The 25,522-nt window shown below is 66.5% G+C and carries 26 protein-coding genes; 10 read left to right on the forward strand and 16 right to left on the reverse strand.

From position 1 onward, the window contains the following. Positions 1-78: 78 nt before the first annotated feature. Positions 79-471, forward strand: a complete 393-nt coding sequence (locus ACFOOL_RS01520) for a VOC family protein (protein WP_380094235.1) — start codon at positions 79-81, stop codon at positions 469-471. Positions 472-506: 35 nt separating this feature from the next. Here the strand turns inward: ACFOOL_RS01520 and ACFOOL_RS01525 are convergent, their stop codons facing one another. From ACFOOL_RS01525 to petA, 5 genes are all read right to left on the reverse strand, one after another. Continuing rightward, entirely contained in the window at positions 507-1,040 is a 534-nt protein-coding gene (locus ACFOOL_RS01525) for an adenine phosphoribosyltransferase (RefSeq protein WP_380094237.1), read from the reverse strand. A gap of 23 nt (positions 1,041-1,063) precedes the next feature. After that, entirely contained in the window at positions 1,064-1,258 is a 195-nt protein-coding gene (locus ACFOOL_RS01530) for a hypothetical protein (protein WP_380094238.1), read from the reverse strand. Between the two features lie 186 nt (positions 1,259-1,444). Then, positions 1,445-2,299, reverse strand: a complete 855-nt coding sequence (locus ACFOOL_RS01535; protein WP_380094239.1) for a cytochrome c1 — start codon at positions 2,297-2,299, stop codon at positions 1,445-1,447. 14 nt (positions 2,300-2,313) lie between these two features. After that, positions 2,314-3,564 carry a cytochrome b gene (locus ACFOOL_RS01540; protein ID WP_380094241.1) on the reverse strand — a complete coding sequence of 417 codons (1,251 nt, stop codon included), beginning with the start codon at positions 3,562-3,564 and terminating at the stop codon, positions 2,314-2,316. 14 nt (positions 3,565-3,578) lie between these two features. Further along, positions 3,579-4,106: a ubiquinol-cytochrome c reductase iron-sulfur subunit gene (gene petA / locus ACFOOL_RS01545; RefSeq protein WP_380094243.1), complete on the reverse strand. Its 528-nt coding sequence runs from the start codon at positions 4,104-4,106 to the stop codon at positions 3,579-3,581. A gap of 229 nt (positions 4,107-4,335) precedes the next feature. On the opposite strand from petA, the gene ACFOOL_RS01550 reads away from it, so the two are divergent. The 3 genes from ACFOOL_RS01550 to ACFOOL_RS01560 all read left to right on the forward strand — a co-directional run bounded on the left by ACFOOL_RS01550 (position 4,336) and on the right by ACFOOL_RS01560 (position 6,009). Then, positions 4,336-4,806, forward strand: coding sequence for a tRNA (cytidine(34)-2'-O)-methyltransferase (locus ACFOOL_RS01550; RefSeq protein WP_380094244.1), 471 nt, complete (start codon positions 4,336-4,338; stop codon positions 4,804-4,806). Positions 4,807-4,886: 80 nt separating this feature from the next. Beyond that, positions 4,887-5,759, forward strand: coding sequence for an oxygen-dependent coproporphyrinogen oxidase (gene hemF / locus ACFOOL_RS01555; RefSeq protein ID WP_380094246.1), 873 nt, complete (start codon positions 4,887-4,889; stop codon positions 5,757-5,759). A 64-nt stretch (positions 5,760-5,823) separates the two neighbouring features. Further along, positions 5,824-6,009 carry a DUF1059 domain-containing protein gene (locus ACFOOL_RS01560; RefSeq protein ID WP_380094247.1) on the forward strand — a complete coding sequence of 62 codons (186 nt, stop codon included), beginning with the start codon at positions 5,824-5,826 and terminating at the stop codon, positions 6,007-6,009. A gap of 9 nt (positions 6,010-6,018) precedes the next feature. On the opposite strand, the gene ACFOOL_RS01565 is transcribed toward ACFOOL_RS01560, so the two are convergent. From ACFOOL_RS01565 to ACFOOL_RS01575, 3 genes are all read right to left on the reverse strand, one after another. After that, positions 6,019-7,200: a CCA tRNA nucleotidyltransferase gene (locus ACFOOL_RS01565; protein ID WP_380094250.1), complete on the reverse strand. Its 1,182-nt coding sequence runs from the start codon at positions 7,198-7,200 to the stop codon at positions 6,019-6,021. Next, complete coding sequence (locus tag ACFOOL_RS01570) at positions 7,197-7,823, reverse strand: CoA pyrophosphatase (protein ID WP_380094251.1); 627 nt, start codon at positions 7,821-7,823, stop codon at positions 7,197-7,199. Before ACFOOL_RS01570 ends, ACFOOL_RS01565 begins: the two co-directional genes overlap by 4 nt. Positions 7,824-7,904: 81 nt before the next feature. Further along, positions 7,905-8,450 (reverse strand): GNAT family N-acetyltransferase, encoded by a 546-nt coding sequence (locus tag ACFOOL_RS01575; RefSeq protein WP_380094253.1) that lies wholly within the window; start codon positions 8,448-8,450, stop codon positions 7,905-7,907. A gap of 355 nt (positions 8,451-8,805) precedes the next feature. On the opposite strand from ACFOOL_RS01575, the gene ACFOOL_RS01580 reads away from it, so the two are divergent. Continuing rightward, positions 8,806-9,765, forward strand: a complete 960-nt coding sequence (locus ACFOOL_RS01580) for a glutathione S-transferase family protein (RefSeq protein ID WP_380094254.1) — start codon at positions 8,806-8,808, stop codon at positions 9,763-9,765. A 50-nt stretch (positions 9,766-9,815) separates the two neighbouring features. Here the strand turns inward: ACFOOL_RS01580 and ACFOOL_RS01585 are convergent, their stop codons facing one another. Beyond that, complete coding sequence (locus tag ACFOOL_RS01585; RefSeq protein WP_380094256.1) at positions 9,816-10,289, reverse strand: NUDIX domain-containing protein; 474 nt, start codon at positions 10,287-10,289, stop codon at positions 9,816-9,818. A gap of 113 nt (positions 10,290-10,402) precedes the next feature. On the opposite strand from ACFOOL_RS01585, the gene ACFOOL_RS01590 reads away from it, so the two are divergent. The 3 genes from ACFOOL_RS01590 (at position 10,403) to murD (ending at position 13,977) form a co-directional block, all read left to right on the forward strand. Further along, the gene (locus ACFOOL_RS01590; RefSeq protein WP_380094258.1) at positions 10,403-11,293 is read left to right on the forward strand and encodes a metallophosphoesterase family protein; all 891 of its coding nucleotides are present in this window, start codon (positions 10,403-10,405) and stop codon (positions 11,291-11,293) included. Positions 11,294-11,363: 70 nt separating this feature from the next. Beyond that, positions 11,364-12,695 (forward strand): hypothetical protein, encoded by a 1,332-nt coding sequence (locus ACFOOL_RS01595; RefSeq protein ID WP_380094260.1) that lies wholly within the window; start codon positions 11,364-11,366, stop codon positions 12,693-12,695. Then, a complete protein-coding gene (gene murD / locus ACFOOL_RS01600) occupies positions 12,685-13,977 on the forward strand; it encodes a UDP-N-acetylmuramoyl-L-alanine--D-glutamate ligase (RefSeq protein WP_380094262.1) in 1,293 nt (430 codons plus the stop codon). The genes ACFOOL_RS01595 and murD overlap by 11 nt, the downstream gene beginning before the upstream one ends. A gap of 168 nt (positions 13,978-14,145) precedes the next feature. Here the strand turns inward: murD and ACFOOL_RS01605 are convergent, their stop codons facing one another. The 3 genes from ACFOOL_RS01605 to ACFOOL_RS01615 all read right to left on the reverse strand — a co-directional run bounded on the left by ACFOOL_RS01605 (position 14,146) and on the right by ACFOOL_RS01615 (position 16,021). Further along, positions 14,146-14,655: an MgtC/SapB family protein gene (locus ACFOOL_RS01605; RefSeq protein ID WP_380094263.1), complete on the reverse strand. Its 510-nt coding sequence runs from the start codon at positions 14,653-14,655 to the stop codon at positions 14,146-14,148. Between the two features lie 77 nt (positions 14,656-14,732). Then, on the reverse strand, positions 14,733-15,779 hold the full coding sequence (locus ACFOOL_RS01610; RefSeq protein WP_380094265.1) for an NAD(P)-dependent alcohol dehydrogenase: 1,047 nt from the start codon (positions 15,777-15,779) through the stop codon (positions 14,733-14,735). Positions 15,780-15,862: 83 nt separating this feature from the next. Then, entirely contained in the window at positions 15,863-16,021 is a 159-nt protein-coding gene (locus ACFOOL_RS01615) for a hypothetical protein (RefSeq protein ID WP_380094267.1), read from the reverse strand. 132 nt (positions 16,022-16,153) lie between these two features. On the opposite strand from ACFOOL_RS01615, the gene ade reads away from it, so the two are divergent. Both ade and ACFOOL_RS01625 read left to right on the forward strand, forming a co-directional pair. Then, positions 16,154-17,863 carry an adenine deaminase gene (ade, locus tag ACFOOL_RS01620; RefSeq protein ID WP_380094268.1) on the forward strand — a complete coding sequence of 570 codons (1,710 nt, stop codon included), beginning with the start codon at positions 16,154-16,156 and terminating at the stop codon, positions 17,861-17,863. 4 nt (positions 17,864-17,867) lie between these two features. Continuing rightward, positions 17,868-19,496, forward strand: coding sequence for a CocE/NonD family hydrolase (locus ACFOOL_RS01625; RefSeq protein WP_380094270.1), 1,629 nt, complete (start codon positions 17,868-17,870; stop codon positions 19,494-19,496). A gap of 57 nt (positions 19,497-19,553) precedes the next feature. Here the strand turns inward: ACFOOL_RS01625 and ACFOOL_RS01630 are convergent, their stop codons facing one another. The 4 genes from ACFOOL_RS01630 to ACFOOL_RS01645 all read right to left on the reverse strand — a co-directional run bounded on the left by ACFOOL_RS01630 (position 19,554) and on the right by ACFOOL_RS01645 (position 25,511). Beyond that, the gene (locus ACFOOL_RS01630; RefSeq protein ID WP_380094271.1) at positions 19,554-21,707 is read right to left on the reverse strand and encodes a malate synthase G; all 2,154 of its coding nucleotides are present in this window, start codon (positions 21,705-21,707) and stop codon (positions 19,554-19,556) included. Between the two features lie 55 nt (positions 21,708-21,762). Then, on the reverse strand, positions 21,763-23,064 hold the full coding sequence (gene guaD / locus ACFOOL_RS01635; protein ID WP_380094272.1) for a guanine deaminase: 1,302 nt from the start codon (positions 23,062-23,064) through the stop codon (positions 21,763-21,765). Continuing rightward, on the reverse strand, positions 23,061-24,281 hold the full coding sequence (locus ACFOOL_RS01640) for a urate hydroxylase PuuD (protein ID WP_380094274.1): 1,221 nt from the start codon (positions 24,279-24,281) through the stop codon (positions 23,061-23,063). The genes guaD and ACFOOL_RS01640 overlap by 4 nt, the downstream gene beginning before the upstream one ends. Before the next feature lie 147 nt (positions 24,282-24,428). After that, on the reverse strand, positions 24,429-25,511 hold the full coding sequence (locus ACFOOL_RS01645) for a BMP family ABC transporter substrate-binding protein (protein ID WP_380094276.1): 1,083 nt from the start codon (positions 25,509-25,511) through the stop codon (positions 24,429-24,431). Positions 25,512-25,522 lie beyond the last annotated feature (11 nt).

A 25,522-nucleotide genomic window follows, 5' to 3' on the forward strand; every position in this document is an offset into this window, starting at 1 on the left:
GCGCAGTCGCGCGGCCCGCTGGAGTCTTGCCGCAATCTTCCGTTAACGGATTTTCCGAAACGACAAAGGAGATCGGCAATGGGTGCCATCCACGAAATCGTGTTCGATTGCGACAAGCCCGCGGTGCTGGCCCGCTTCTGGGCCGGACTGCTGGAGGGATATGCGGTTCGCGCCTATGACGAAACCGAAATCGCCCGCCTCGCGGCGCTGGGCTTCACCCCCGAAACCGACCCCACCGTCATGGTGGACGGCCCGGGCCCGTCGCTGTGCTTCCAGAATGTGGAAGGCCGGCGCTACGACAATAATCGCGTGCATTTCGACGTCGAGGTCCACGACCGGGCCGGCGAGGTGGAGCGCCTCAAGCAGGCCGGCGCCAGCGTCGACCGCGTCCTGCCCACCTATACCGTCATGCGCGACCCGGAAGGCAATCAGTTCTGCCTCGTCGACCGGCGCGAGGCCATGGCGGCATAGGGCTGCGGGCCGCTGCCTTTCCTCGAGGGCGGAGTTCAGTGCTCCTCGAATTCCATCAGCGCGCTGACCGCCACGTCCTCCGCCGCCAGCCGCGCCGCGCCCCCCAGCTCGACGAGGTCGATGACGAAGGCGGCATGGGCCACGGCGGCGCCGGTGCGGCGCAACAGGCCCACCGCCGCCAGCGCGGTGCCGCCCGTGGCGATCAGATCGTCGACCAGCAGGACGTTATGGGCCGGGCCGACCACGTCGGCATGAATCTCGATGGTGTCCACGCCATATTCAAGCGCGTAGTTCTGGCCGATGGTTTCGCCGGGCAGCTTGCCCTTCTTGCGGATGGGCACGAAGCCGGCGCCGAGCGCGATCGCCACCCCGGCCCCGAAGATGAAGCCGCGCGCCTCGATGCCCGCCACATGGGTGATGCCCTGCCCCGCATATAGGGCCGCGATGCGCTCGACGCTCTCGCGGAACCCTTGGGGATGCTCGATCAGCGTGGTGATATCCCGGAACAGGATGCCCTTCTTGGGATAATCCGGAATCGTCCGGACGAGCGACTTCAGGTCGAGCGACATCGATGGCCTTGGCGTGGAGAGTGTCAGGACTTGTTGCGGCCGAGCAGATGCCGGGCCAGGACGCCTGCATTGTAGGCGGCGTTGCGGGTGGTGTTGATGGCGGTTTCACGCGCCCTGGGATTGCTGACCACGGCCTGCAGGCCGGCCCGCACCGCAGGATGGCGGCTGACGGTCAGCGCCGCACCGACCACCGTGACTGCCAGGCGAATGGCGGACATCGCATTCTCCCAAAACACCGGAACGCAACCGGGAATATCGTGGCTATGCCCGCTCTTGGCAAGGGGCGGAGCGCGCCGGAAGCCATCTTTCTCCCACCCATGGCCGGGTCCCGTCCGGCCCCTGCCCCAAACGAGGAAGGGGCCCCGCGGGCCCCTTCGGATCTTTCACGCGATGTGTCGCCCGGCTCAGTGCTCGATGCCGGCCCACAGCTTGCGCTTGGTGGCGTACATCAGGCCGGCGAACAGCACCAGGAACAGCAGCACCACGAAACCGGTCTGCTTGCGGCTGACCAGATGCGGCTCGGCCACCCACATCATGAAGGCCGACACGTCCCGCGAATACTGATCGAGCGTCTCGGGCACCGTCACCCCGTCCTCGCCCGGCTCGTAGGTCACCGAGCCTTCGGCAAGCGGCGGCGCCATGCCGATGGCGTGGCCCGGGAAGTAGTCGTTGTAATACTGGCCGTCGCCCAGCTCGAACCCCTCCGGGGCCGTCTCGGGCACTTCGTCGTGATAGCCGGTCAGCAGGGCATGGATATAGTCCGCGCCCCCTTCCTGGTAGCCGGTGAAATAGTTGAACACCCAGGTCGGGAACGGATCGCTGACGCCGCGCGCCTTGGCCAGCACCGAGAAGTCCGGCGGCAGCGAACCGCCATTGGCGTCGCGCGCCTCCTGATCGTCGGCGAAGGGATCGGGCCAGCGGTCGGCCGCGACCGCCGGCCGGGTGCCGCCATCGGCGGTCGGATCCTCGACCTCGTATTCGGCCGCCAGCGCCTTGACCTGCGCTTCGGTGAAGCCCGGGCCGCCCGGCTCGGACAGGTTGCGGAAGGCCATCAGCCGCGCCCCGTGGCAGCTCGCGCACACTTCCCGGAACACCTGGAACCCGCGCTGTAGCTGGTTCTGGTCATAGGTTCCGAAAATGCCGGCAAAGCTCCAGTTTTCCCGCTCGATATGGGGAACGCCCTCGGCGGCCTGCGCCGGCAGCGATGCGAGGCCCATGGCGATAGCCGCGGCGGCGATGACGATCTTGGTCTTGAACATGTCTTTCGCCCCGATCACGCGTTTGCCTTGCCGAGAACGCTCTCGGAAATGCTGGTTGGCAGGGGGCGAGGCGTCTCGATCCGCGAGAGCACCGGCAGCACCACCAGGAAATAGATGAAGTAGTAGGCCGTGCACACCTTGGCCAGCACCGTGTAGATGCCCTCGGCCGGCTGGGCCCCCAGATACATCAGCCCGATGAAGTTGATCACGAACAGGGCGTAGAACCACTTGAACAGCGGGCGGAACGTACCGGCGCGGACCTTGGAGGTGTCGAGCCAGGGCAGGATCAGCAGCATCAGCATCGAGCCGCCCATGGCGATCACGCCGCCCAGCTTGGAGTCGATGAACAGCACGTTGAAGTCGATGGCGCGCAGGATGGTGTAGAAGGGCAGCAGATACCATTCGGGCACGATATGGGCCGGCGTCACTTGGCTGTTGGCCATGATGTAGTTGTCCGGATGGCCCAGGATGTCGGGCGCGAAGAACACGAACCACGCAAACGGGATCATGAACAGCACCATCGCGTAGAGGTCCTTCATCGTATAGTACGGATGGAAGGGCACGGTATCGCGGCTGTCCCGGACCTCGACGCCGGTGGGGTTGTTGTTGCCCGGAACGTGCAGCGCCCAGATATGCAGCCCGACGACGGCGGCGATGATGAAGGGCAGCAGATAATGCAGCGAGAAGAAGCGGTTGAGGGTCGGGTTGCCCACCGCGAAGCCGCCCAGCACCAATTGCTTGATCTGCTCGCCCACCAGCGGAATCGCGGTGAAGATGTTGGAGATCACCGTCGCGCCCCAGAAGCTCATCTGACCCCAGGGCAGGATATAGCCCATGAAGGCCGTCGCCATGGTGAGCACGAAGATGATGACGCCCAGGATCCACAGAATCTCGCGGGGCGCCTTGAAGGAGCCGTAGAACATGCCGCGGAAGATGTGGATGTAGAGGGCCACGAAGAACATCGAGGCGCCCACGGCGTGGGTGGCCTGGATGATGCGGCCGCCGTTCACGTCGCGGCGGATATGCTCCACCGAATCGAAGGCCATGGCCACGTTGGGCGTATAGTGCATGGCCAGGATGATGCCGGTGACGATCTGCACGGCCAGGCACAGCACGAGGATGGCGCCGAAGGTCCACCAGTAGTTGAGGTTCTTCGGCGTGGGGAAGTCCATCAGGTGTTCTTTGGCGAAGCGGACCACCGGCAGGCGGTCGTCCAGCCACTTCTCGACGGTGCTTCCCGGGGTGTAGGTGGAATGTTCAGACATCGGAAAAGCTCCCCCTAGCCGATCTGGATCAGCGTGTCGCTGACGAATTCATAGGGCGGCACGACCAGGTTGAGCGGCGCCGGACCACGGCGGATGCGGCCGGCCGTATCATAGTGCGACCCGTGGCAGGGACAGAACCAGCCATCAAAATCGCCGGCCTCGCCCACCGGCACGCAGCCCAGATGCGTGCAGTTGGCGATCATCACCAGCCATTGCTCATGGCCTTCCTTGGTGCGCTGCTCGTCGGTCTCGGGGTCCTTGAGCTCGCTCAGCGGCACGGCCTTGGCTTCTTCGATTTCCGCCTCGGTGCGATGCCGCACGAAGACCGGCAGGCCGCGCCAGGTGATGGTCACCGACTGACCTTCTTCAATCGCCGAAATATCGAACTCGATGGTCGCCAATGCCAGCGTCGAGGCATCGGGATTGAGCTGATTGATCAGCGGCCAAACCACGGCTGCGGTGCCGACCGCGCCGACGGCGCCCGTCGCGACATAGAGAAAGTCCCGCCGGTTCGTGGGTGAGTTTTGTGCTTGCGTGGCCAAGTTCCGTATCCCCGTACGATCTACACTTGACGGAGCCGGCACCCGACTGGCGATTACGCATATGCGGAATCCACCACCGGCCACCCTCAAGCGGTCCGTCAGTTGGAGTTCTTTTTGCACTGTCACAGGAACTTGTCCAGTGCGCGGTTCGTGACAGGGCAAAACTGCGACACTATACCCGTATCGCCCCCGATTTCCGGGGCCTTTATGTGCGCTGGAGCAAACAGCCGTGCCCCTCGATCTCGCCCTCTACCAGCCCGACATCGCCGCCAATACCGGCACGCTGCTGCGATTGGGCGCCTGCCTGGGGATTCCCGTCCACCTCATCCATCCCGCCGGCTTCACCGTCAGCCGGCGCAACCTGGCGCGCAGCGGCATGGATTATCTCGACGAGGCCGCGCTGGTCGAGCACACGGGCTTTGCCGCCTTCCAGGACTGGCGCCGCCGCGAAGGCCGCCGCCTCGTGCTGCTCTCCACCAAGGCGGAGATTTCCGCCTATGACGCAGACTACGCCACGGGCGACATCCTCATGCTGGGCCGCGAAAGCGCCGGCGTCCCCGGCGCGGTGGCCGCCGCCTGCGACCTTGCCGTGCGCATCCCCATGCGGCATGGCTTGCGCTCGATCAATGTGGCGCTGGCCGGCGCCATGATAGCGGGAGAGGCGATGCGCCAGATCGGCGCTTTTCCCCGGGGCGCCTGAGCCGCACCGACCACTTCCGGGGGCGCGGCCAATTGCCCCTGCCGCTTTACACGATTTCCCCAAAGGTCCATTTCCCAGCCATGACCCTTCCAGCCGATATCGACACCAAGAAATCCACCGCCAGCGCCTGGTTCCACCAATTGCGCGACCGCATCTGCGCCGCACTCGAGGCCATCGAGACGGAAGTGACCGGCCCCAATGCCGGTATGGCCCCGGAACGCTTTGTGCGCACGCCCTGGGATCGCGCCGCCGGCGGCGGGGGCGAAATGTCCATGCTGCATGGCCGCGTCTTCGAAAAGGCCGGCGTGCACGTCTCGACCGTGCATGGCCATTTCACCGAGGATTTCGCCCGCCAGATGCCGGGCACCGAAGCGGGCACCGCATTCTGGAGCTCGGGCATCTCGCTCATCATCCACCCCTGGAACCCGCACGTGCCGGCGGTGCACATGAATACCCGCATGATCGTCACCGGCAAGCAATGGTGGGGCGGCGGCGCCGACCTCACCCCGGTGCTCGACCGCCGCCGCACCCAGTCCGACCCCGATACGCTCGATTTCCACGCCGCCATGCGATCCGCCTGCGAGAACCGGCCCGGCGTCGACTATCAGCGCTTCAAGGACTGGTGCGACGAATATTTCTTCCTGCCCCACCGCAACGAGCCGCGCGGCATTGGCGGCATCTTCTACGATCACTTCAATTCGGGCGACTGGGACGCCGATTTCGCCTTCACCCGCGCGGTCGGCGAGGCCTTTCTCGACATCTATCCCCGGCTGGTGCGCCGCAATTTCGAGACCGCCTGGAGCGATGAAGAGCGCGAGGAGCAATTGGTGAGGCGCGGTCGCTATGTCGAGTTCAACCTGCTCTACGACCGCGGCACCACGTTCGGCCTCAAGACCGGCGGCAACGTCAACTCGATATTGTCGTCGCTGCCCCCGGCGGTGCGATGGCCGTAGCGGCCGGAACCATCCCCGCCCCGCCCGCGTTTCCCCTGACTCACCAGAAGGTCAGGAGGTCACCATGAAACGCTTCGATTCGGGCACGCTGATTCCCGGTGCCACCTGGCACGTCGAAGCGGAGACCGAGGCCGAGGTGGTGCGGCGCGCGGTGGAGAACATGAAAAAGCTCAATGACGAGGCCGAGGTGCGCCCCGACATGGTGGAACGCATCAAGGAGCGCATCGTCGATGTGGAGGAGCGCCCCTGACGGGCCGCTTCAACCGGCCCCGTCCGCCATGGCGAGCAGCGCGTCGCGCTCGAGGCTGAACCCGCTCTCGACCCATTTTTCCTCCAGCCGCCGCAGCGTGGCACCCAAGAGCGGCCCCGGCGCCATGCCCCTTGCCAGAAGGTCGTCGCCGCTGACCGGCAATGGCGCCACCGGCAGGCGCGCCACGTCGCGCGCCGTTTCCGCCAGTCGGTCGCGCGGCCAGTCGCCCTGCGCCGCCGCCACGGCAAGCCCCTCGACCGCCGCCTCCCCGAAGCGATAGACGGCCCATTCCAGCCTGCCGTCCGCCAGCAACCGGGCGGCGCCGGCGATCTTGCCGGCCTCCTCGAAAAGCGCGTTGGAAAGACGCCAGGCTTCACGCTGCGTCTCGGGGGGGCCTTCGGCCCACAGCGCCAGGCGCGCCGCCACGCTGCGTCCGCCGAGCGCCTCGTAACGCGTCAGCATCGCCAGGCGGGCTTCACCCAGCTCAACCAGCCCGATCCCCGCCATGGCCGCCAGCGTCCGCGCAATTTTCGGCAGGCCCAGCATGCGCAGTATTTCCGAACCCACCCGCTCGCGCGAGAGGTGATCGAGACGGCCGGCAGCGGCCCGGCAGGCGGCCAGCCCCTCGGCATCGAAAAGCTCGCCGCCATGGCTGGCGGAAAACCGGAAGAAGCGATAGACGCGCAGCCCGTCCTCCGCGATGCGCCGCGCCGCATCGCCGATGAAGCGGACACGGCCCGCCAGCAGATCCCCCGCCCCGCCCAGCGGGTCGAACAGCGTGCCGTCGGCATGGCAGTAGAGCGCGTTGAGGGTGAAATCGCGCCGTTGCGCATCCTCCACCCAATCGGTGCCGAATCGCACCTCGGCACGGCGTCCGTCGGTGACGACGTCGCGGCGCAGCGTCGTCACCTCGACCGTGGTGTCCTCCAGGGTGAGCGTCACCGTCCCATGATCGAGCCCGGTGGGATGGGCGCCGATCCCGGCGGCGCGGGCCTTCTGCATCACCGCGACGGGCAGGAGCTCGGTGGCCATGTCGATATCGGCATGGGGCCGCAGCTTGCCCACCAGGCTGTCGCGCACCACGCCGCCCACGGCGCGCGTCCGGCCCGCCGCCCCCTCGAGCGCGGCGAAAATCGCCTGCACCGCCGGACGGCCGAGCCATTCAGCGTCCTCGATCCGCCGGGGAATCACGCCGCTTCCTCGCCCAGCGCCACGGCGCGGAAGCGCCGGGTCAGATTGGCGGTGATACCCCAGATAAGATGTCCGTCATGATCGATCTGCCAGGTGACGTGCTCCTTGCCCGCCCGCTTGATGCGGAACCGGCCATAGGTCCTGGAATCGAGGATGCGCGCCAGCGGCACCTCGAACACCGAATGCACCTCCCCCGGATTGGGCACGAAGGCGCCGCGCGGCGTGACCTCGGCCACCACCGGGGTGATCAGATAATTGGTGCCGGTGTAATAGGTGGGCATATAGCCCAGAATGGTCGCGTCCTCGGGCACCAGATGCACTTCCTCATGCGCCTCGCGCAGGGCGGCGGCGGCGACGCTGGCATCGTCCCGGTCGATCTTGCCGCCCGGAAACGCCACCTGGCCGGAATGGGCGCGCAGGTCGGGCGAGCGTTCGGTATAGAGTACGGTATGCCCTTCCGGCCGCCGCACCAGCGCGATCAGCACCGCAGCGGGCACGGGCGGCCGTCCGGCCGGCGTCAGCGGCTCCCAGTCCGGCACCAGTTCCTCCACCGGGGGCCGGGGCGGCGGCTCCCGCAGCAAGCGCGAGGACAGGGATGCGGCAAAATCCATATCGGTGAACAAGAAGATACTCGGGCGGCGGATCAGGAAGCGGCCGGAGCGCGTCCGAACCGCCGGCCACCCTAGCCGCTTTCGGCGAAGGGGTCACGCGCCGGCGTCGAAGCCGGCTATCGCGCCCTTCACGGCAGTCACGAGATTTTCGTCCCCGGCGAGCATCAGCACCCGGCCCGGGTCCACCGGCCCGGGAAAGCGGATATTGCCCGGCGGCGTCGCCTTCCAGCCCAGCGGGCAATAATAGTCCTGGTCGCCCACCAGCAGCACGAAAGCGCCCTCGCCGCGCTCCAGCGCCAGCCGCGACACTTCCCGCGCCAGCAGCTTGCCGGCGCCGCGCTTGCGGAAATTGGGATGGGTGGCCAGCGGCCCGAGCAGATAGCCTCTTACGCCGCCGACGCTGATCGGGGTCATCCACACCGAGCCGCAGGGCGTGCCGTCCACTTCCGCGATGAGACTGAGCGAAGGATCGATCGGAAACCGCTCCCGCACCCGGAACGCGGTGCGCGCGAACCGGCCGGGTCCGAAGGCGGTCGCCTGCAGCTCCTCGACAAAGGCATCGTCGGCGGGGGTGGCCGGCCGCACGATGGGCTGGCCAGCGGGAGAGGCGGCGGTCTGGGCCGCAACAGGCATGGTCATGGGTCAGATCCGGGAAGTTTGCATAACAGGGCACGGCGGCTCGCTCGCCACCGCTCTAAACGACCGTCTAGGGTCGTCGGTTCACCCGCAAAACCTTCACCATCATGGACGCCTCCACGTCTGGTCCCGCATTAGCATCGCCACGGCCGGGCGTAAATGGGGATAAGCGCCGCGCGCCGGAAAATCCTTGTGCCGGGCCGCCTCTGTGTCCCAAATGCATAACGCACTGTTGCCCAGACCGGGCCTTTTTGCCGCCGCCCCCGGCGCCTAGCTAGGAAGGCGACACCGCAACACGGGCGGCAAGGCGGATACGATCCGCCAAGACCGGCCCCACAATGACCGAAAGGGCTCCGAAATGGGACAATTGATCGACGGAAAATGGTCCACCCAGTGGTATGACACCAGCAAGACGGGCGGGAAATTCGTCCGGACGCAGGCTGGCTTCCGCAACTGGATCACCCCCGACGGCAGCCCCGGCCCCTCCGGCACGGGTGGCTTCGCCGCCGAGGCGGACCGCTATCACCTCTATGTCTCGCTGGCCTGTCCCTGGGCCCACCGCACCCTGATCTTCCGCAAGCTCAAGGAACTGGAAAACCTCATTTCGGTTTCCGTGGTCTCGCCCAAAATGCCCGACGAGACCGGCTGGAGCTTCAACCGGGACGAAGGCTCGACCGGCGACGCGCTGCTGGGCAAGGACTATCTCTGGCAGGTCTATGCCGAGGCGCAGCCCGATTTCACCGGTCGCGTCACCGTGCCGGTCCTCTGGGACAAGAAGACCGGAACCATCGTCTCCAACGAGAGCTCGGAAATCATCCGCATGTTCAACTCGGCCTTTGACGGGCTGACCGGCAACAACGAGGATTTCTACCCCGAGGCGTTGCGCGAGAGCATCGACGCCATCAATGCCCGCGTCTATGACGACATCAATAACGGCGTCTACAAGGCCGGATTCGCCACCACCCAAGAAGCCTATGACGAAGCGGTCGGCACGCTGTTCGAGGCGCTCGACTGGGTCGAGGGCCTGCTGGGCGAAACCGCCTATCTCACCGGCGACACCGCTACCGAGGCCGACTGGCGGCTCTTCACCACCCTGGTGCGGTTCGACGCCGTCTATGTCGGGCACTTCAAGTGCAACCGCCGGCGCATCGCCGACTATCCCAATCTCTCGCAATATCTCAAGGCGCTCTACGAAGTGCCCGGCATCAAGGAAACGGTCGATCTTGACCATATCCGCACGCATTATTACTGGAGCCACACCACGATCAATCCATACCGGATCGTGCCCATCGGGCCGGAACTGCCGTTCCTGGCCTGATCCGCACCGCCACGGCCCCCGGCTGCTCCGCCCAGGAGCGGCCGGCGGGCTCAATATCCCCAGATGCTGCGCTTTTCGACCCGGTCGAAATATTCGTCGATCCGCTGCGAGGTGGCCGGGGTGACCTGGTCGGGCAGGGCATGGCGGTCGAACCAGCCGACCTCGGCGATCTCGTGATCGGGCCGGCGCTCGAATTCGTGCTGGAAGCGCGTCGCCACGTAAAACGCCACGTGATCGCGATTGGTCACCGGGCTGGTATTGTGGTAAAGGCCGAACAATTGCATCGGGCCGATGACGCGATAGCCGGTTTCCTCCAGCGTTTCGCGCGCGCCGGCCTCCTCGAAGGTCTCGCCCGGCCCCACGCCACCGCCGGGAAACTGCCAACCCGGCACATAGGTATGGCGGATCAGCAGCACCTTGTCTCCATCCACCACCATGACGCGCGTACCCACGGTCATGCGATGCCACAATCCCTTGATGGTCAGAAAAATCCTGGCGCGAACGCGCTGGAAGCGATTCATCATGCCGCAGGCTCCACTCTCTTTCCCATGGCTATCAGAGGATTGAGCGCGACAAAATCGTGCGCAGGCACGATTGACCGTTTTCTTGCCCTGTCGCTTCTGGCAGAACCGCCGCAATGATCACCCTCGCCCATATTTCCGACATCCACCTGTCTCCCCTGCCCCAGGTGGGTCTGCAGGACCTCGCCGGCAAACGCCTCACCGGCTTTCTCAACTGGAAGCTCAAGCGCCGTGGCGAGCTCAACAGCGAGACGCTGGAGCGCCTCGTCAGCCATATGCAGAAGCAGAACGCCGATTTCACCGCCGTCACCGGCGACCTGACCAATCTGGCGCTGCGCAGCGAGGTCGAGCGCGCCGGCCGCTGGCTGGAAGCGCTGGGCGACAGCGCCCGCACCGCCGTCTGCCCCGGCAATCACGATGCCTATGTTCCCGGCGCGCTGGAATGCGCGCAGGAGCTGTGGGGCCCCTATCTCCAGGGCGAGACCATCGAGGGGCAGGCCTTTCCCTTCGTGCGGCGGGTGGGGGACCTGGCGATCATCTCCTGCTCCAGCGCCGTGCCCACGCCCCCCTTCATGGCGGTGGGGCGCTTCGAGGAAAAGCAGGCCGCCCGCCTCGCCCGCATCCTCAAGCTTCTGGGCGATGCCGGCTATTTCCGCGCCGTGCTCATCCACCATCCGCCCAATGCCGAATTGCAGCATCCCTCCTTCGGCCTCAAGGGCCACCGCATCTTCCGCCGCGTCATCGCCGAGCAGGGCGCCGAACTGATCCTGCATGGTCACACGCACCGCTCCTCCATCCACCACATTCCCGGCAGCAGCCACGAAGTGCCGGTGATCGGCGTCGCCGCCGCCAGCGCCGCCAAGGGCGGCACGCTCGACGACCCCGCCCGCTACAATCTCTTCCGCATCGAGCGGACCGGCGAGGGCTGGCGCTGCATCATGCGTGAATACGGCTTCCAGCGCCTGGGCGACGATATCGTCATGCGCATGCAGATGCGGATTTATTGAACGGCCCGCGCCTCACTCCCGCCAAGGCCGCAAATCAATTATATGATAGCGCAAAGCCAGCGAGTTGACCGTGACCGAAACCTTCTGCATCGACCGCCCCAGCTTCGACCCGGCAACGGGCGAGGCGCGCTTCCCCTACCGCCTGGGCGCGCTCGCCTTCACCGAAGTGCTGGCCCTGCCCGCCGGCGCCGACGAGAGGACCGCGCAAAGCCCGTCCTTCCGGAAATTGCTGGACCTGACCGCCATCGTATTGGGGGTGAGCTATTTCAAGCTGCGCGCCCCATTCGCCATCGCGGCGCCGGACATCCCCCTGACCGCCTCCGAGCGGGCCTTCGTCATCGACGTCTATGAGAACGGGATGGGCGAATTCTATGCCCGCAACCAACTGGCCCGCTTCGGCAGGCTGAGCCTGTCGGCGCCCGAAGACGCGGAAGAACGCAAGCCGGCGCCCGACCTGCCCGAACGCACGCTGCTGCCCATCGGGGGCGGCAAGGATTCGCTGGTCAGCGCCGACCTGCTCGCCCATACCGGCGTCGCCTTCACCCCCTTCGCGGTCAATCCCAAGGGCCCGATCCTGAGCTCCATCGCCGCCATCGGCACCGAGCCGCTCTACGTCACCCGCACGCTGGACGCCGAAATGATCCGGCTCGGCCAGCAGCCGGGTTTCTACAACGGCCACGTGCCCTCGACCGCGATCAACTCCATGGTCGCGGCGCTGTGCGCCGTCCTTTACGGCTACAGCCAGATCGTGCTTTCCAACGAGCGCTCGGCCAGCGAGGGCAATGTGATGTTCGACGGGCGCGAGACCAACCATCAGCATTCCAAATCGCTCGGCTTCGAACTGCTGATCGCCGATGTGCTGGCCAATGCCACCGGCGGTGCGCTCCGATATTTCTCCCTGCTGCGCCCCTATTCGGAAGCGCGCATCGCCTCGCTTTTCACGCAGAGCACAAAATTCGACAGCGTGTTTTCGAGCTGCAACCGTAATTTCCGCCTCACCGGCAATGACGGCCCGCTCTGGTGCGGCGAGTGCCCCAAATGCCATTTCGTCTTCCTGATCTTCGCCCCCTTCATGGCCAAGGACCGGCTGCTCGCCATCTTCGGAAAGAACCTGCTGGCCGAGCCGGCCAATGAGCGCTCATTCCGCGAACTGGCGGGACTGGCGGGGCAGAAGCCGTGGGAATGCGTGGGAGAAATCCTCGAGGCAGCGGCCTGCTTCTATACGCTGACCCGCCACGCCGACTGGCACGAGGACGCGGTGGTGCGCGCAGTGAAGGCCGACCTCTTCGCCCAATATGGCGAGGAGAAGCTGCAACTGGCCATGGCCGAATGCCTGACCGACAGCCACGACCACCACATTCCCGCCGCGCTCGCCGCCAAGGTGGCCGCCTATGCGGTTTGACGCGCCGGTCCTGCTTTACGGCGCCGGGCGCGAAGCGCTGTCCACCCGCGCCTTCCTCGCCGAGCGCCAGCCCGGCCTCGAGGTCTTCGTGACCGTCGACAGCGGCAGCGCCGATATACCGGACACGGCGCCTATCGCCCCGCAGGACCTGCCGGCGGCGATCGCCGCGCGCCGGTTCGGCCTCGTCGTCAAGAGCCCCGGGGTCTCCCGCTACAAGCCGGTTTTCGCGCTGATGGAGGCGGCCGGCATCGCGGTCACCTCCAACCTCAATTTGTGGGGCACGGCGTTCCGGAGCGGGCGCAAGGTCATCGCCATCACCGGCACCAAGGGCAAATCCACCACCGCCACCCTGGCCCATCTCATGCTGACCCGTTCCGGCCTCGATGCGGGCCTCGCCGGCAATGTGGGGCTGGCCCCGCTCGATATCGCCGGCAGGCACGCCATAGTGGTCTTCGAGCTCTCCAGCTACCAGACGGCGGACATGGATTTCCTGCCCGATATCGCCGCGCTCACCAATCTTTATCCCGAGCATGTCGACTGGCACGGCTCGGTGGAGCGCTATTATGAGGACAAGCTGCACCTGATCGACCGCGACGGCGATTTCGCCGTGGCCCTGGGGGCCTCGGCCCAAGGCAATCCCCGCATCGCCCGGGCGCTGCGCGATACTCGCCGGCTGCTGCCCGGGCTGACGGAAGCACAGGACGAGGCGGTCGCCGCCGCCGTTTCAGGATCCCGCCTGCGCGGCGCCCATAATCTGGGCAATGCCCGCCTCGCCGCGCAGATAGCGCTGGGCGCCGGTGGCAGCATGAAGGGCGTGCTGGCCGGCATCGCCGCCTTCCGACCCCTGCCCCACCGCCTCGAGGAACACGTATTGGGCGGCATGACCGTGGTGGACGATTCCATCGCGACCACGCCGGAAGCCACCAAGGCGGCGCTGGCCGCCTATGCGGGCCGCCGCATCGCCCTCATCGCCGGGGGCCACGAGCGCCAGCAGGACTACGCCGAACTGGCGGGCCTGCTCGCGGGATATGGCGTCACCCTGCTGGCGACGCTGCCGGTGACCGGCGACCGGCTGGCCCGCGCGGCGGCGGCGGCCTCGCCCGAAATCGAACGCATCGAGGCGCAGGACCTCGACCGTGCCATCGCCGCGCTCGCCGCCAGGCGGGAGCGTTTCGACACGCTGATCCTGTCGCCCGGCGCGCCGTCCTACAACCAGTTCCGCAATTTCGAGGAACGCGGCGACCGCTTCGTCGCCCTGTGCCGCGCGGCATTCGCCGCCTAGAGCCTTTCACTGTCAAGCGGATCAGCGCTTTCTTGCTCCCCTCCCCCTTGAGGGGAGGGGTCGGGGGTGGGGGTCCTTCGGTGCTCCGCCAAACCCACCCCCTCCCCAACCCTCCCCTCAAGGGGGGAGGGAGCGCTGGTCGCCGAGTCCGTCAAAACATGAAAGCCTCTAGGCCTGCTCCTCATCGTCTTCGCGTTCGGGCGGCTTGTTTCCCAGCACCCGGTGGGCGAAGACCTGCAGGCTCGCCATGACCAGCACCGCCAGCAGCGCCACCCCGGCGGCGACGTAATAATGCCCCAGGGCCGTGGCGAGGCCCACCGCCCCCGCCAGCCACATGCCGGCCCCGGTGGTCAGCCCCTTGACGCCGGCGCCGCTGCGGAAAATCGCCCCTGCCCCCAGAAAGGCGATGCCGGCGGTGATCGCCTCGACGGCGCGGATCGGATCGGGATTGGTGTTGGCGGCGTCCTGAATGGTGTGAAAGATCTCGAAGGCCAATATGGTGAACAGCGCCGCCGCCACCGCCACCAGAATATGGGTGCGCAGCCCCGCCTCGGCGGTGTGCATCTCACGCTCGAACCCGATCATCGCCCCGAAAAACGCCGCAAGCACCAGCCGGATGGCGATGATGTGCAGCGGCAGATAGGTCTCCACCAGCCCAAAACCATTCCCCACATCCATCCGCGCACCCCAAATTACGGCAGTGCACTCAAAACACGGCCGGGGCCGCGCGGTTCCCCTCGTGCCGGCAGAAGCCGCTAGCCCGCCACGCGGATTTGCAGCTTCACGTCGGTGGGGCGCGCCTCGACGGCACGGTCGAAGGCCGCAACGGCATCCTCGAAGGCGAAGGTTTCCGAAATCAGCGGCTTGAGATCGACCTTGCCCGAGCCGATCAGCGCAATGGCGCGCTCATATTGGTGGGCGTAACGGAAGACGTTCTCGATCCGCACTTCCTTGACCGAGGCCCCGGCAATGTTGATGCGGACCGGCTCGACCGGCAATCCGACCACGACGATCGCCCCGCCGGGCCGGGGCAGGTCCATGATCGTGTCCCACGCCTTGGGCGAACCGGAGCATTCGAACACCACATCGGCGCCCCAGCCGCCGGTGAGGCGGTCGAGCTCCTCTCCGAGATCGCGCTCCCGGATATTGACCGGGACGATGCCCTGATATTGCGCCGCGATATCGAGCTTGGGCTGGGCGAGGTCGGCCAGGATCACCCGGGCGCAGCCGCCCGCCAATGCCGCCAGCGCCACCATGGTGCCGATCGGCCCCGCCCCCAGCACCACCGCGATGTCGCCGGGCGCGATGCGGGCCTTGGTCGCGGCCTGCATGCCCACGGCGAAGGGCTCGACCATGGCGCCTTCGGCGAAGCTGACGTGATCGGGGAGCTTGAAGGTGTAATTGGCCGGATGCACCACTTCCGGCGTCAGCACGCCGTGGATGGGCGGTGTGGCCCAGAACCGCACGGCGGGATCGACATTGTACATGCCCAGCCGGCTGGCCCGCGAATCGGGGTCGGGAATGCCCGGCTCCATGCAGACCCGGTCGCCGACCGCGAGATGGGTGACGCCCGGCCCCACTTCCACCACGGTGCCCGCCGCCTCATGGCCCAGCACCATCGGCGCCTCGACGAGGAAGGGGCCGATGCGCCCATGCGTGTAGTAATGCACGTCCGAACCGCACACGCCCACCGTGTGCACCGCGATCCGGACCATGCCGGGCCCGGTTTCCAGCTTCAGATCGATATCGCGCAGCGACAGTTCGCCCTGCCGCTCCAGCACCAGCGCGCGCGCCTTCGCCATCCCTGCTCTCCCAGATCGTTCGGCCGAGCAGTAACCCATCGGCGGGGCGTCTGCCAATCCTTCCCGGCCGGAGAGCGGCCCGGTCAGCTCGAGGCCGGCTGCATCATGAAGAAGGCGATATAGAGAAGCAGGAACAGGATCACGATGCCGATGAGCGAGACGACGAGGACGCGCATGTTCATCTTGCGCGGATTGCCCTGCCGCAGCTCGGTCGTGTTCTTGTGCGGATCGTAAGTTTCCATGGGAGACTCCCTTCGGCGCTGCAAGCCCAACGTGCACCGGGCGCTCCCGGTTCCTCGCGCCGGCTGCGGAGGACTTGACGCCGCCCCTGCCACGGTCGACCTTCCGGAACGATCAGCCGAGAGACCGCACCCATGACCTGCCCAGACCTGCTCACCCGAATGATCATGGCCGGGCAGGGAAAGGCGCCGGCCGACCTGGTCATCCGCAATGTCGGCCTGCTGGACGTCGTCACCGGAGAGGTGAGCCGGACCGATATCGCCATCGTGGCCGACCGCATCGTGGGCACCCTTGCCGGCTATGACGGCGACACGGTGGTGGACGGCGGCGGGCGCTTCGCCGTTCCCGGCTTCATCGATACCCATCTGCACATCGAATCCTCGCTGGTGACGCCACTGGAATTCGACCGCTGCGTGCTGCCGCACGGCGTCACCACCGCCTTGTGCGACCCCCATGAAATCGCCAATGTGCTGGGCGCCGAGGGCATTCGTTATTTCCTCGACAGTGCCGAGCGCACCATCATGGACATCAGGATCAATCTTTCCTCCTGCGTGCCCGCGACCGCCTTCGAAACCGCCGGCGCGCGGCTGGAAATCGAGGATCTCCTGCCATTCCGCGACCATCCCAAAGTGGTGGGGCTGGCGGAGATGATGAATTTCCCCGGTGTGCTCGCCGGTGATCCGGGCATCGTCGCCAAGCTCGCCGCCTTCCAGGACGGCCATATCGACGGTCACGCGCCCTTGCTGTCCGGCCAGGCGCTCAACGGCTATCTCGCCGCCGGCATCCGCACCGATCACGAGGCCACCTCCGCCGCCGAGGCGCGCGAAAAGCTCGGCAAGGGCATGGCCATCCTGATCCGTGAGGGTTCGGTGTCGAAGGACCTGGAGGCGCTGGCCGAAATCCTCGACGAAAACACCTCGAGCTTCGTCGCGCTGTGCACCGACGACCGCAATCCGCTCGATATCGACGAGGAAGGGCATCTGGACAGCTCGATCCGCCGGCTGATCGCCATGGGCCGGCCGCTGCACCACGTCTATCGCGCCGCCAGTCATTCGGCCGCCCGCATTTTCGGCCTGCGCGACCGGGGCCTGCTGGCTCCCGGCTGGCGCGCCGACATCGCCCTGCTCGACAGCCTCGAGGATTGCCGCGTCTCCGACGTCATCGCCGCCGGCCGGCTGGTGACTCCGCGGCTTTTCGCGGGGCGCGGCACGGTGGCGCCGGTCGGCCTGGCCTCGATGAAGGCGACGCCGGTGACCGGGGACACCTTCGTGACCGCGCCCAAACCGGGCCGGAACAGCGTCCCGGTCATCGGGGTGCGTCCCGGCCTCATCCTCACCTTCCGCGAGGAAGCCACCCTCGCCGTCACCGAAACCGGCCTGCAACCCGATCTGGATGCCGATGTGATCAAGCTCGCCGTCATCGAGCGTCATGGCAAGAACGGCAATATCGGGCGCAGTTTCGTTCACGGCTTCGGCCTCAAGCGCGGCGCCATCGCCTCCTCGGTGGGGCATGACAGCCACAATATCACCGTGGTCGGCACGACCGATGCGGACATGGCCGTGGCGGTCAACCGGCTGATCGCGCTGGGCGGCGGATTCGTGGTCGCCGAGGGCGGCAGGGTGACGGCGGAACTGGCCCTGCCCCTCGCCGGCCTGATGAGTCTCGAGAGCTTCGAGCAGGTGGCGCAGGACCTGCACCGGCTGCGCGACGCGGCCCGGGCGCTCGGCTGTGTGCTGCCCGAGCCGTTCCTCCAGGTGGCGTTTCTCGCCCTGCCGGTGATTCCGCACCTCAAGATGACGGACCGGGGATTGTTCGACGTCGACGCCTTCGATTTCGTGAGCTGAACGGATGAGCCTGTCCTCGCTCTATCTGGCCTGGGTCGAGGACCTGCCGCCCCGCCTCCATGCCGTGCGCAAAAGACGCGGCATCGCCCTGGCCATGGACGATGGCGTGGTGCTCAAGACCGATCATTACGCCCCGGCGGCGGAGGGCCCCCACCCCACCATCCTCATGCGCCTGCCATACGGACGGCGGGGCTTCGGACCGATCGCCGAAGCCTATGCCGAGCGCGGCTTCAACGTGGTGATCCAGGCCTGCCGCGGCACCGACAGCTCGGGAGGGCAGTTCGACCCCTTCGCCAATGAACGCGCCGACGGGCTGCGGACGCTGGACTGGATCCGCGCCCAGCCCTGGTTCGACGGCCGCATCGGGCTGACCGGACCGAGCTATCTGGGCTACGCCCAATGGGCCATCTGCGACGCCCTGCCGCCCATCGCCGCGCTGGCCGTCAAGGTCACCACCGCCGATTTCCGCCCGGTGGTGTTTCCCTCGGGAGCCTTCCATCTCAATCTCTGGCTGTCCTGGGTGCAGGTGATCGAGGGCCTGCGCAAGCGGCCGCTCTCGACCGCCGCCCGCATGTTCTCGGGCGATATCGAGCGGCGTACCGAGCAGGCGGCCACGGCGCTGCCGGTGATCGAGGCCGACAGGATGGCGGTGGGCCACGAAGTCGGCTTCTGGCGGCATTGGTTCGAGCACGCCATCGGCAACGACGCCTTCTGGACCGGCCTCGACCACCGCCACCGGCTGAACCGGCAGACGCCGCCGGTGCACTTCATCTCCGGCTGGTACGATTTCATGCTCGATCCCCTGCTGGCCGACTATCGGCGGCTGGTCGAATTGGGGCACAGGCCGTTCCTGACCATCGGCACCTGGTTCCACGTCGCCGAGGAATTGCAGCGCGACAATCTGCGCGAAACCCTCAACTGGATGCGCGCCCATCTGATGGGCGACCGCAGCGGCCTGCGCTCGCACCCGGTGCGCCTCCACATTTCAGGGCTCGAGGAATGGCACGAATTCGACCTCTACCCGCCCGGCCCGCCCGCACCGCGAAGCTGGGCCATCGGTACCGGGGGAAAATTGTCGGAACGGGAAGCCGCCTCCGCCGGCAGCGACCGCTATCGCTACGACCCGGCCGACCCCACCCCCAATCTGGGCGGCGCCATTTTCGCCTTCACCGGTGCCGGCGCGGTGGACAACACCCCGCTCGAAGCCCGCGCCGACGTCCTGACCTATACCGGACCGGTGCTGACCGGCGATCTGACCATAATCGGGCAATGCACCGCCGCGCTGCACGCCCGCGCCAGCCTGCCCCATGTCGATTTCTTCGTCCGGCTCTGCGATGTCGGACCGGACGGCATATCGCGCAATATCTGCGACGGCTTCATCCGGGTCACCCCGCAAACGCCGACCGAGCCGGACGGTAGCTGGCGCCTCGCCATCCCGCTCCACGCCACGGCGCACTGCTTCCGCCCCGGCCACCGGCTGCGGCTGCAGATCTCCTCCGGCGCCCATCCGCGCTATGCCCGCAATCCCGGCACCGGCGAACCGCTCGCCACCGCGGTGAGGATGGAGGCGAACGCGGTGGAAATCCTGCACGCGGGCACGGCGATCACCCTGCCGACCTACGATATCGGCTAGGGATTTTCACCATCAAGCGGAAAGGCGCCAGGGCGGTGAGAGACCGCGTCCCAGCCCTTATTTCCGGTCGCGCGCCTTCACCTTGCGGCGGGCGGCATGCAGGATGGGCTCGGTGTAGCCGCTGGGCTGGTCGGCGCCGTGCAGGGCCAGGTCCAGCGCGGTGGTGAAGGCCACGGACTGGAAATTCTCCGCCATGGGCCGGTAGATCGGATCGTCGGCATTCTGCCCGTCCACCACGCTGGCCATGCGCTCGAACACGGCCGTCACGTCGTCCCGGCTCACCAGGCCATGACGCAGCCAGTTGGCCACCGCCTGGCTCGAAATGCGGCAGGTGGCGCGGTCCTCCATGAGGGCGACATCGTTGATGTCGGGGACCTTGGAACAGCCCACTCCCTGCTGCACCCAGCGCACCACGTAGCCGAGAATGCCCTGCGCGTTGTTTTCGAGCTCGCGGACGATCTCCTCGCGGCTCAGCGCATCGCGCGCCTGCACCGGCATGGAGAACAGATCGGCAAGCGGGGGCAGCGCCTCATTGTGCCGGCGGCGCTGGGCCTCGAACACGTCCACCTCGTGATAATGCAGCGCATGCAGGATCGCCGCCGTCGGCGAGGGCACCCAGGCGGTGTTGGCGCCGGCATTGGGGTGGCCGATCTTGGCCTTGAGCATGGCGGCCATGTCGTCGGGCTGCGCCCACATGCCCTTGCCGATCTGCGCCCGGCCCGAAAACCCGCAGGCCAGGCCGATCAGCACGTTGCGGTCTTCATAGGCGCCGATCCATCTCTCGGCCTTGATCCCGTCCTTGCGCAGGACCGGGCCGGCCTCCATCGAAGTGTGGATTTCATCGCCCGTACGGTCGAGGAACCCGGTATTGATGAAAAACACCCGGTCGCGCGCCTCGTAGATCGCCGCCTTGAGATTGGCCGAGGTGCGCCGCTCCTCGTCCATGATGCCGATCTTGATCGTGTTGGGCGCAAGGCCCAGCATGGTCTCGACCGAGGCGAAGATGGCGCAGGCAAAGGCCACTTCCTCCGGGCCGTGCATCTTGGGCTTGACCACGTAGATCGAGCCGTGGCGCGAATTGCCGCCCTTGTCGTGCATGGCGCAAAGCGCGGTCACCGCCGCATCCATCAGCCCCTCGCCCACCGGCTTGTCGTCCACCAGCACCGCGTCGCTGGTCATCAGGTGCCCCACATTGCGCACCAGCAGCAGCGAGCGCCCCTTGAGCACCAGGGCGTTGCCGGAAGGATCGGTATAGGTGCGGTCACCATTGAGCCGGCGAGTCATCATCCGGCCGCCCTTCTCGAAGCTCTCCTCGAGATCGCCCCGCATGAGCCCGAGCCAGTTGCGATAGACGCCAACCTTGTCCTCGGCATCGACCGCGGCCACCGAATCCTCGCAATCCTGGATGGTCGTGGTCGCCGCCTCGACGATCACGTCGCTGAGGCCGGCGGGGTGAGCAGCGCCGATCGGGGTGGCGTCATCGATGACCAGCTCGACATGCAGGCCATGATGCTCGAGCAGCCATATGGCCGCATGGCCGTCTTCGCGATGGCCAGCGAATTGCGCCGGGTCCTTGAGATGGACGGTGCGATCGTTCTTGAGGCGGGCCGCAAAGGCATTCCGGGCCCCGCCATAGCCGACCACGTCATGATGGCTCGCCCCATCGAGCGGAAAGGCCCCGTCGAGAAAATCGGCCACCCTGGCGAAGACGGCAGCACCACGGGCGGGGTTGTATTCCTTGCCCGGCGCCAGATCGCCGTCGCGGCCAATGGCGTCGGTGCCGTAGAGCGCGTCGTAGAGACTGCCCCAGCGGGCATTGGCGGCATTGAGGGCGTAGCGGGCATTGCTGACCGGCACCACGAGCTGCGGGCCGCAGACCGAGGCGATCTCCGGATCGAGCCCATCCGTGCCGATGGAGAACGCGCCCGGCTCCTCGACCAGATAGCCGATGCGACGCAGAAAGCTCTCATATCCGGCCGGGTCGTTGGCGACCGGGCCGTGTTCGCGGTGCCAGTCGTCGATCTTGCCCTGCAATTCGTCGCGGCGCGCCAGCAGGCGTGCATTGGTGGGCATATGCTCCCGGACCAGCGCCGCGAACCCGTCCCAGAACCCATCAGCCGATACCGCAAGCCCGGGCAGCGCTTCCTTCTCGATGAAATCGACGAGCAGAGGATGCACGGCGAGGCCGGCTTTCGACTGGTAATTGGTCATTGCATATACCTTCCGAACAGATGTGCCGTATGGTTTAGGCCATCGGATCAGGGTTTCACAACCCGGCCAGGGTGGACTTCACCCTTGCGCCAGCGACATAGACCTCGGCCACCGCGCGGTCGTCTCCCAGCGTCTGGAGCAGGAACAATTCCTCGGGAAGGCTTTCGACCGTCGCCATGCGCAGGCGCATGGTGGGTGTCGCCCGCGCATCGAGCACCACCAGGTCGGCGGCCCGGCCCGGGGCGATCGAGCCGATCGTTCCCTCGAGGCCCAGCGCCTCGGCATTGCCGCGCGTGGCCATGTGGAACGAGGCCAGCGGGTCGAGCCGCTGCCCCCGCAATTGCAGCACCTTGTAGCCCTCGTCGAGCGTGCGCAGCATGGAAAAGCTGGTGCCTCCGCCGATATCGGTGGCGATGCCCATGCGCACGCCCCGCCCGAGCAGCCGCTGGCGGTCGAACAGGCCCGAGCCCAGAAAGAGATTGGAGGTGGGGCAGAACACCGCCACCGCGCCGGTCTCGGCGAGGACCCCGGCTTCGCGGTGGCTGAGATGAATGCAGTGGCCGAGCAGGGTCTTGCGCCCCAGCAGGCCATAATCCTCGTAGATGCCGGTATAGTCGGCGGAATCCGGATACAGTTCCATCGAATAGGCGATCTCGGCGTCGTTCTCGCTGAGATGGGTCTGCACATAGGCCTCGGGGTGTTCGGCCACCAGGGCCCGGGACGCCTCCATCTGCGCCGGGGAGGAGGTGATGGCGAAGCGCGGCGAGATGGCATAAAGCGCCCTGCCCCGCCCGTGCCAGCGCGCAATCAGCGCCTTGCTGTCGTCATAGCCCGATTGCGCGGTGTCGCAGAGCGCCTCGGGAGCATTGCGGTCCATCATCACCTTGCCGCCCACCATCAGCATGTTGCGCCGCTGCGCCTCGGCGAAGAAGGCGTCGACGGAACGCGGATGGCTGGAGCAATAGGCCACCGCCGTGGTGGTGCCGTGGCGGATCAGGGCATCGTAGAAATCCGCCGCCACGGCCTCGGCATGGCCCTGGCGGCTGAATTTCTGTTCCTCCACGAAGGTATAGGTGTTGAGCCATTCGAGCAGCGAGCCGGCATAGGCGGCGGTGATCTGGCTCTGGACGTAATGCAGATGCAGGTCGATGAAGCCGGGCAGGATCAGGTGCGGCCGGTGATCGATGACCACCGCTCCACTCTCCCCGATGTCGGCATAATCGCCGACCGCCGCCACCAGCCCATCCTCGATGAGAACGGCGCCGTCCTCAAGATAGAGATGGCTTTCGGTGTCCTCGATCCCTTCCGGGGCGCGATAGAAGCTGAGCACCCGGCCGCGCAGCACGGTGCGGGTCATGAACCGGACCCTTCACGATACCATTCCACCAGCAGCGCCCGTTCCGCATCGGTCATTTCGGTAAGGTTTCCCGGCGGCATTGCATGGCTCCAGCCCGCCTGCATGACGATGTCGCGGGCGTAGTTGGCGATGGCCGCATCGGTGTCGAGAATAACGTCCTTCGGCGGCTGGTGGATGCCCTCCCATACCGGCTCGGCGGTATGGCACATGGCGCAGCGCGTCTGCACCGCCTGGCTGGCCGCCGCGAAATGCCCGGCCGCCATGAAACGCTCCCCGGTGGCCGAGGCCAGCGTCTCGGACCCGGGCAGTCGGGGCGCCGTCGACAGCCAGCAGATGACCAGGAACAGCACCGTGGCCACGCCCCAGGTCCAGTGCGGATTGCCCTGGCGCGCATGGCGGGTGTTGAAATAGTGCCGGATGACCACGCCCATGAGAAAGATCAGCGAGGCGATGATCCAGTTCCACTGCGTGGCGAAGGCCAGCGGATAGTGGCTGGAGAGCATGAAGAAGATCACCGGCAGGGTGAGATAATTGTTGTGCAGCGAACGCTGCTTGGCGATCCGGCCATATTTGGCGTCGGGCACGCGCCCGGCCTTGAGGTCACCCACCACGATCTTCTGATTGGGTATGATGATCATGGCCACATTGGCGGTCATGATGGTGGCGGTGAAGGCGCCCATATGCAGCATGGCGGCGCGGCCGGTAAACAGCTGCGTATAGCCCCAGCTCATGGCGACGAGAATGGCGAACAGCACCAGCATCAGCCCGGTGGTCGACCGGCCGATCGGCGACTTGCACAAGGCATCGTAGAGCAGCCAGCCCAGAACGATGGAACCGGCCGAAAGCAGGATGGCGACCCAGGCGGGCACGTCGAGCACGTTGCGGTCGACGAGGAAAAGATCGGCGCCCACATAATAGAGCAGCGCCAGCAGCATGGCCCCGGAGAGCCAGGTGGCGTAGCTCTCCCATTTGAACCAGGTCAGATGCTCAGGCAGGAATTCGGGCGCCACCAGATATTTCTGGATATGGTAGAAGCCGCCGCCATGCACCTGCCATTCCTCGCCATGGGCGAGCGGGGGCAGGCTCGGCGTCTGGCGCAGGCCCAGATCGAGCGCGATGAAATAGAAGGACGAGCCGATCCAGGCGATGGCCGTAACCACGTGCAGCCAGCGCACCGCGAACATCGCCCATTCGTAAAAGATCGCATAATCGGGCATCGCTCACCCTCCCCAGCCGGAGCGCCCCGCATCCTTTTCAGCGCAGCTCCAGCGCTCTACCCCTCATCCGCACCTCGAGACGGCGCGGCATTTCCACCCGTGAAAAGAGGCGGGAAGAATCCCGCCTCCTCTGGTCCCGCAGCGCCTCTAGGCGTTGACGCCTTCGACGAACCAATCCATGGCCCACAGGCCGGCATCGTCGATGATCTCGCCCTCGGCGGCGCGTTCATTGCCCTCGTTGTCGACGATCGGGCCGGTGAACGGGTTGAGCGAGCCGTCGACGATGCCGTTCTTGACGGCTTCGGCAGCCTCGACCACATCGGCGGGAATCTTCTCGTTATAGGGCCCGATCACCACTTCGCCGGCGGCAATGCCCGGCCAGCTATCATCGGATACCCAGGTGCCGTCCATCACGTCCTTGACCACCTGGATATAGTGGGGCGCCCAGACGTCGATGATGGCCGAAAGATGGGCATTGGGGGCGAAGGCGCTCATGTCGGCACCCTGGCCGAAACCGCCCACGATGCCGCGTTCCTCGGCCACCTGCAGGGCGGCGGGGCCGTCCGAGTGCTGGGCGATGATGTCGGCGCCCTGGTCGATCAGCGCGCGGGTGGCGTCCGATTCCTTGGCCGGATCGTGCCAGCTCGAGAGCCACACGACATTGACCTTGATCTCCGGATTGACCTTGCGGGCAGCGAGGGTGAAGGCGTTGATGCCCATCACCACTTCGGGGATCGGGAAGGTGCCGATATAGCCGATGGTGTTGGTCTTGGAGAGATGCCCCGCCAGCGTGCCCATGACGGCGCGGCCCTCATGGAAGCGGGCATTATAGGTGCCCACATTCTCGGAGCGCTGGTAGCCGGTGGCATGTTCGAACACCACGTCGGGGAATTCGCGCGCCACCTTGATCACATAGTCGCCGAAGCCGAAGCTGGTGGCGAAGATGATCTTGTTGCCCTGCTGGGCCAGTTCGCGCAGCACGCGTTCGCAGTCCGGGCCCTCGGCCACGCTTTCCACGAAGGTGATCTCGACCTGGTCGCCGAATTCGGCTTCCAGCGCCTGCGCGCCGGTCCAGTGGCCGAAGGTCCAGCCATTGTCGTCCTTGGGACCGACATTGACGAAACCGATCTTGAGCGGTCCGTCCTGGCCGAAAGCGGCCTGGCCCAGCAGCGGCAGCGCCAGGCTGGCGCCACCGATCTTGAGCACGGAGCGACGAGTGAAGTTTGCCATCCTATTCTCTC

Origin of the sequence: Devosia honganensis (genome assembly GCF_042648785.1) — a bacterium.
GTDB lineage: Bacteria > Pseudomonadota > Alphaproteobacteria > Rhizobiales > Devosiaceae > Devosia > Devosia honganensis.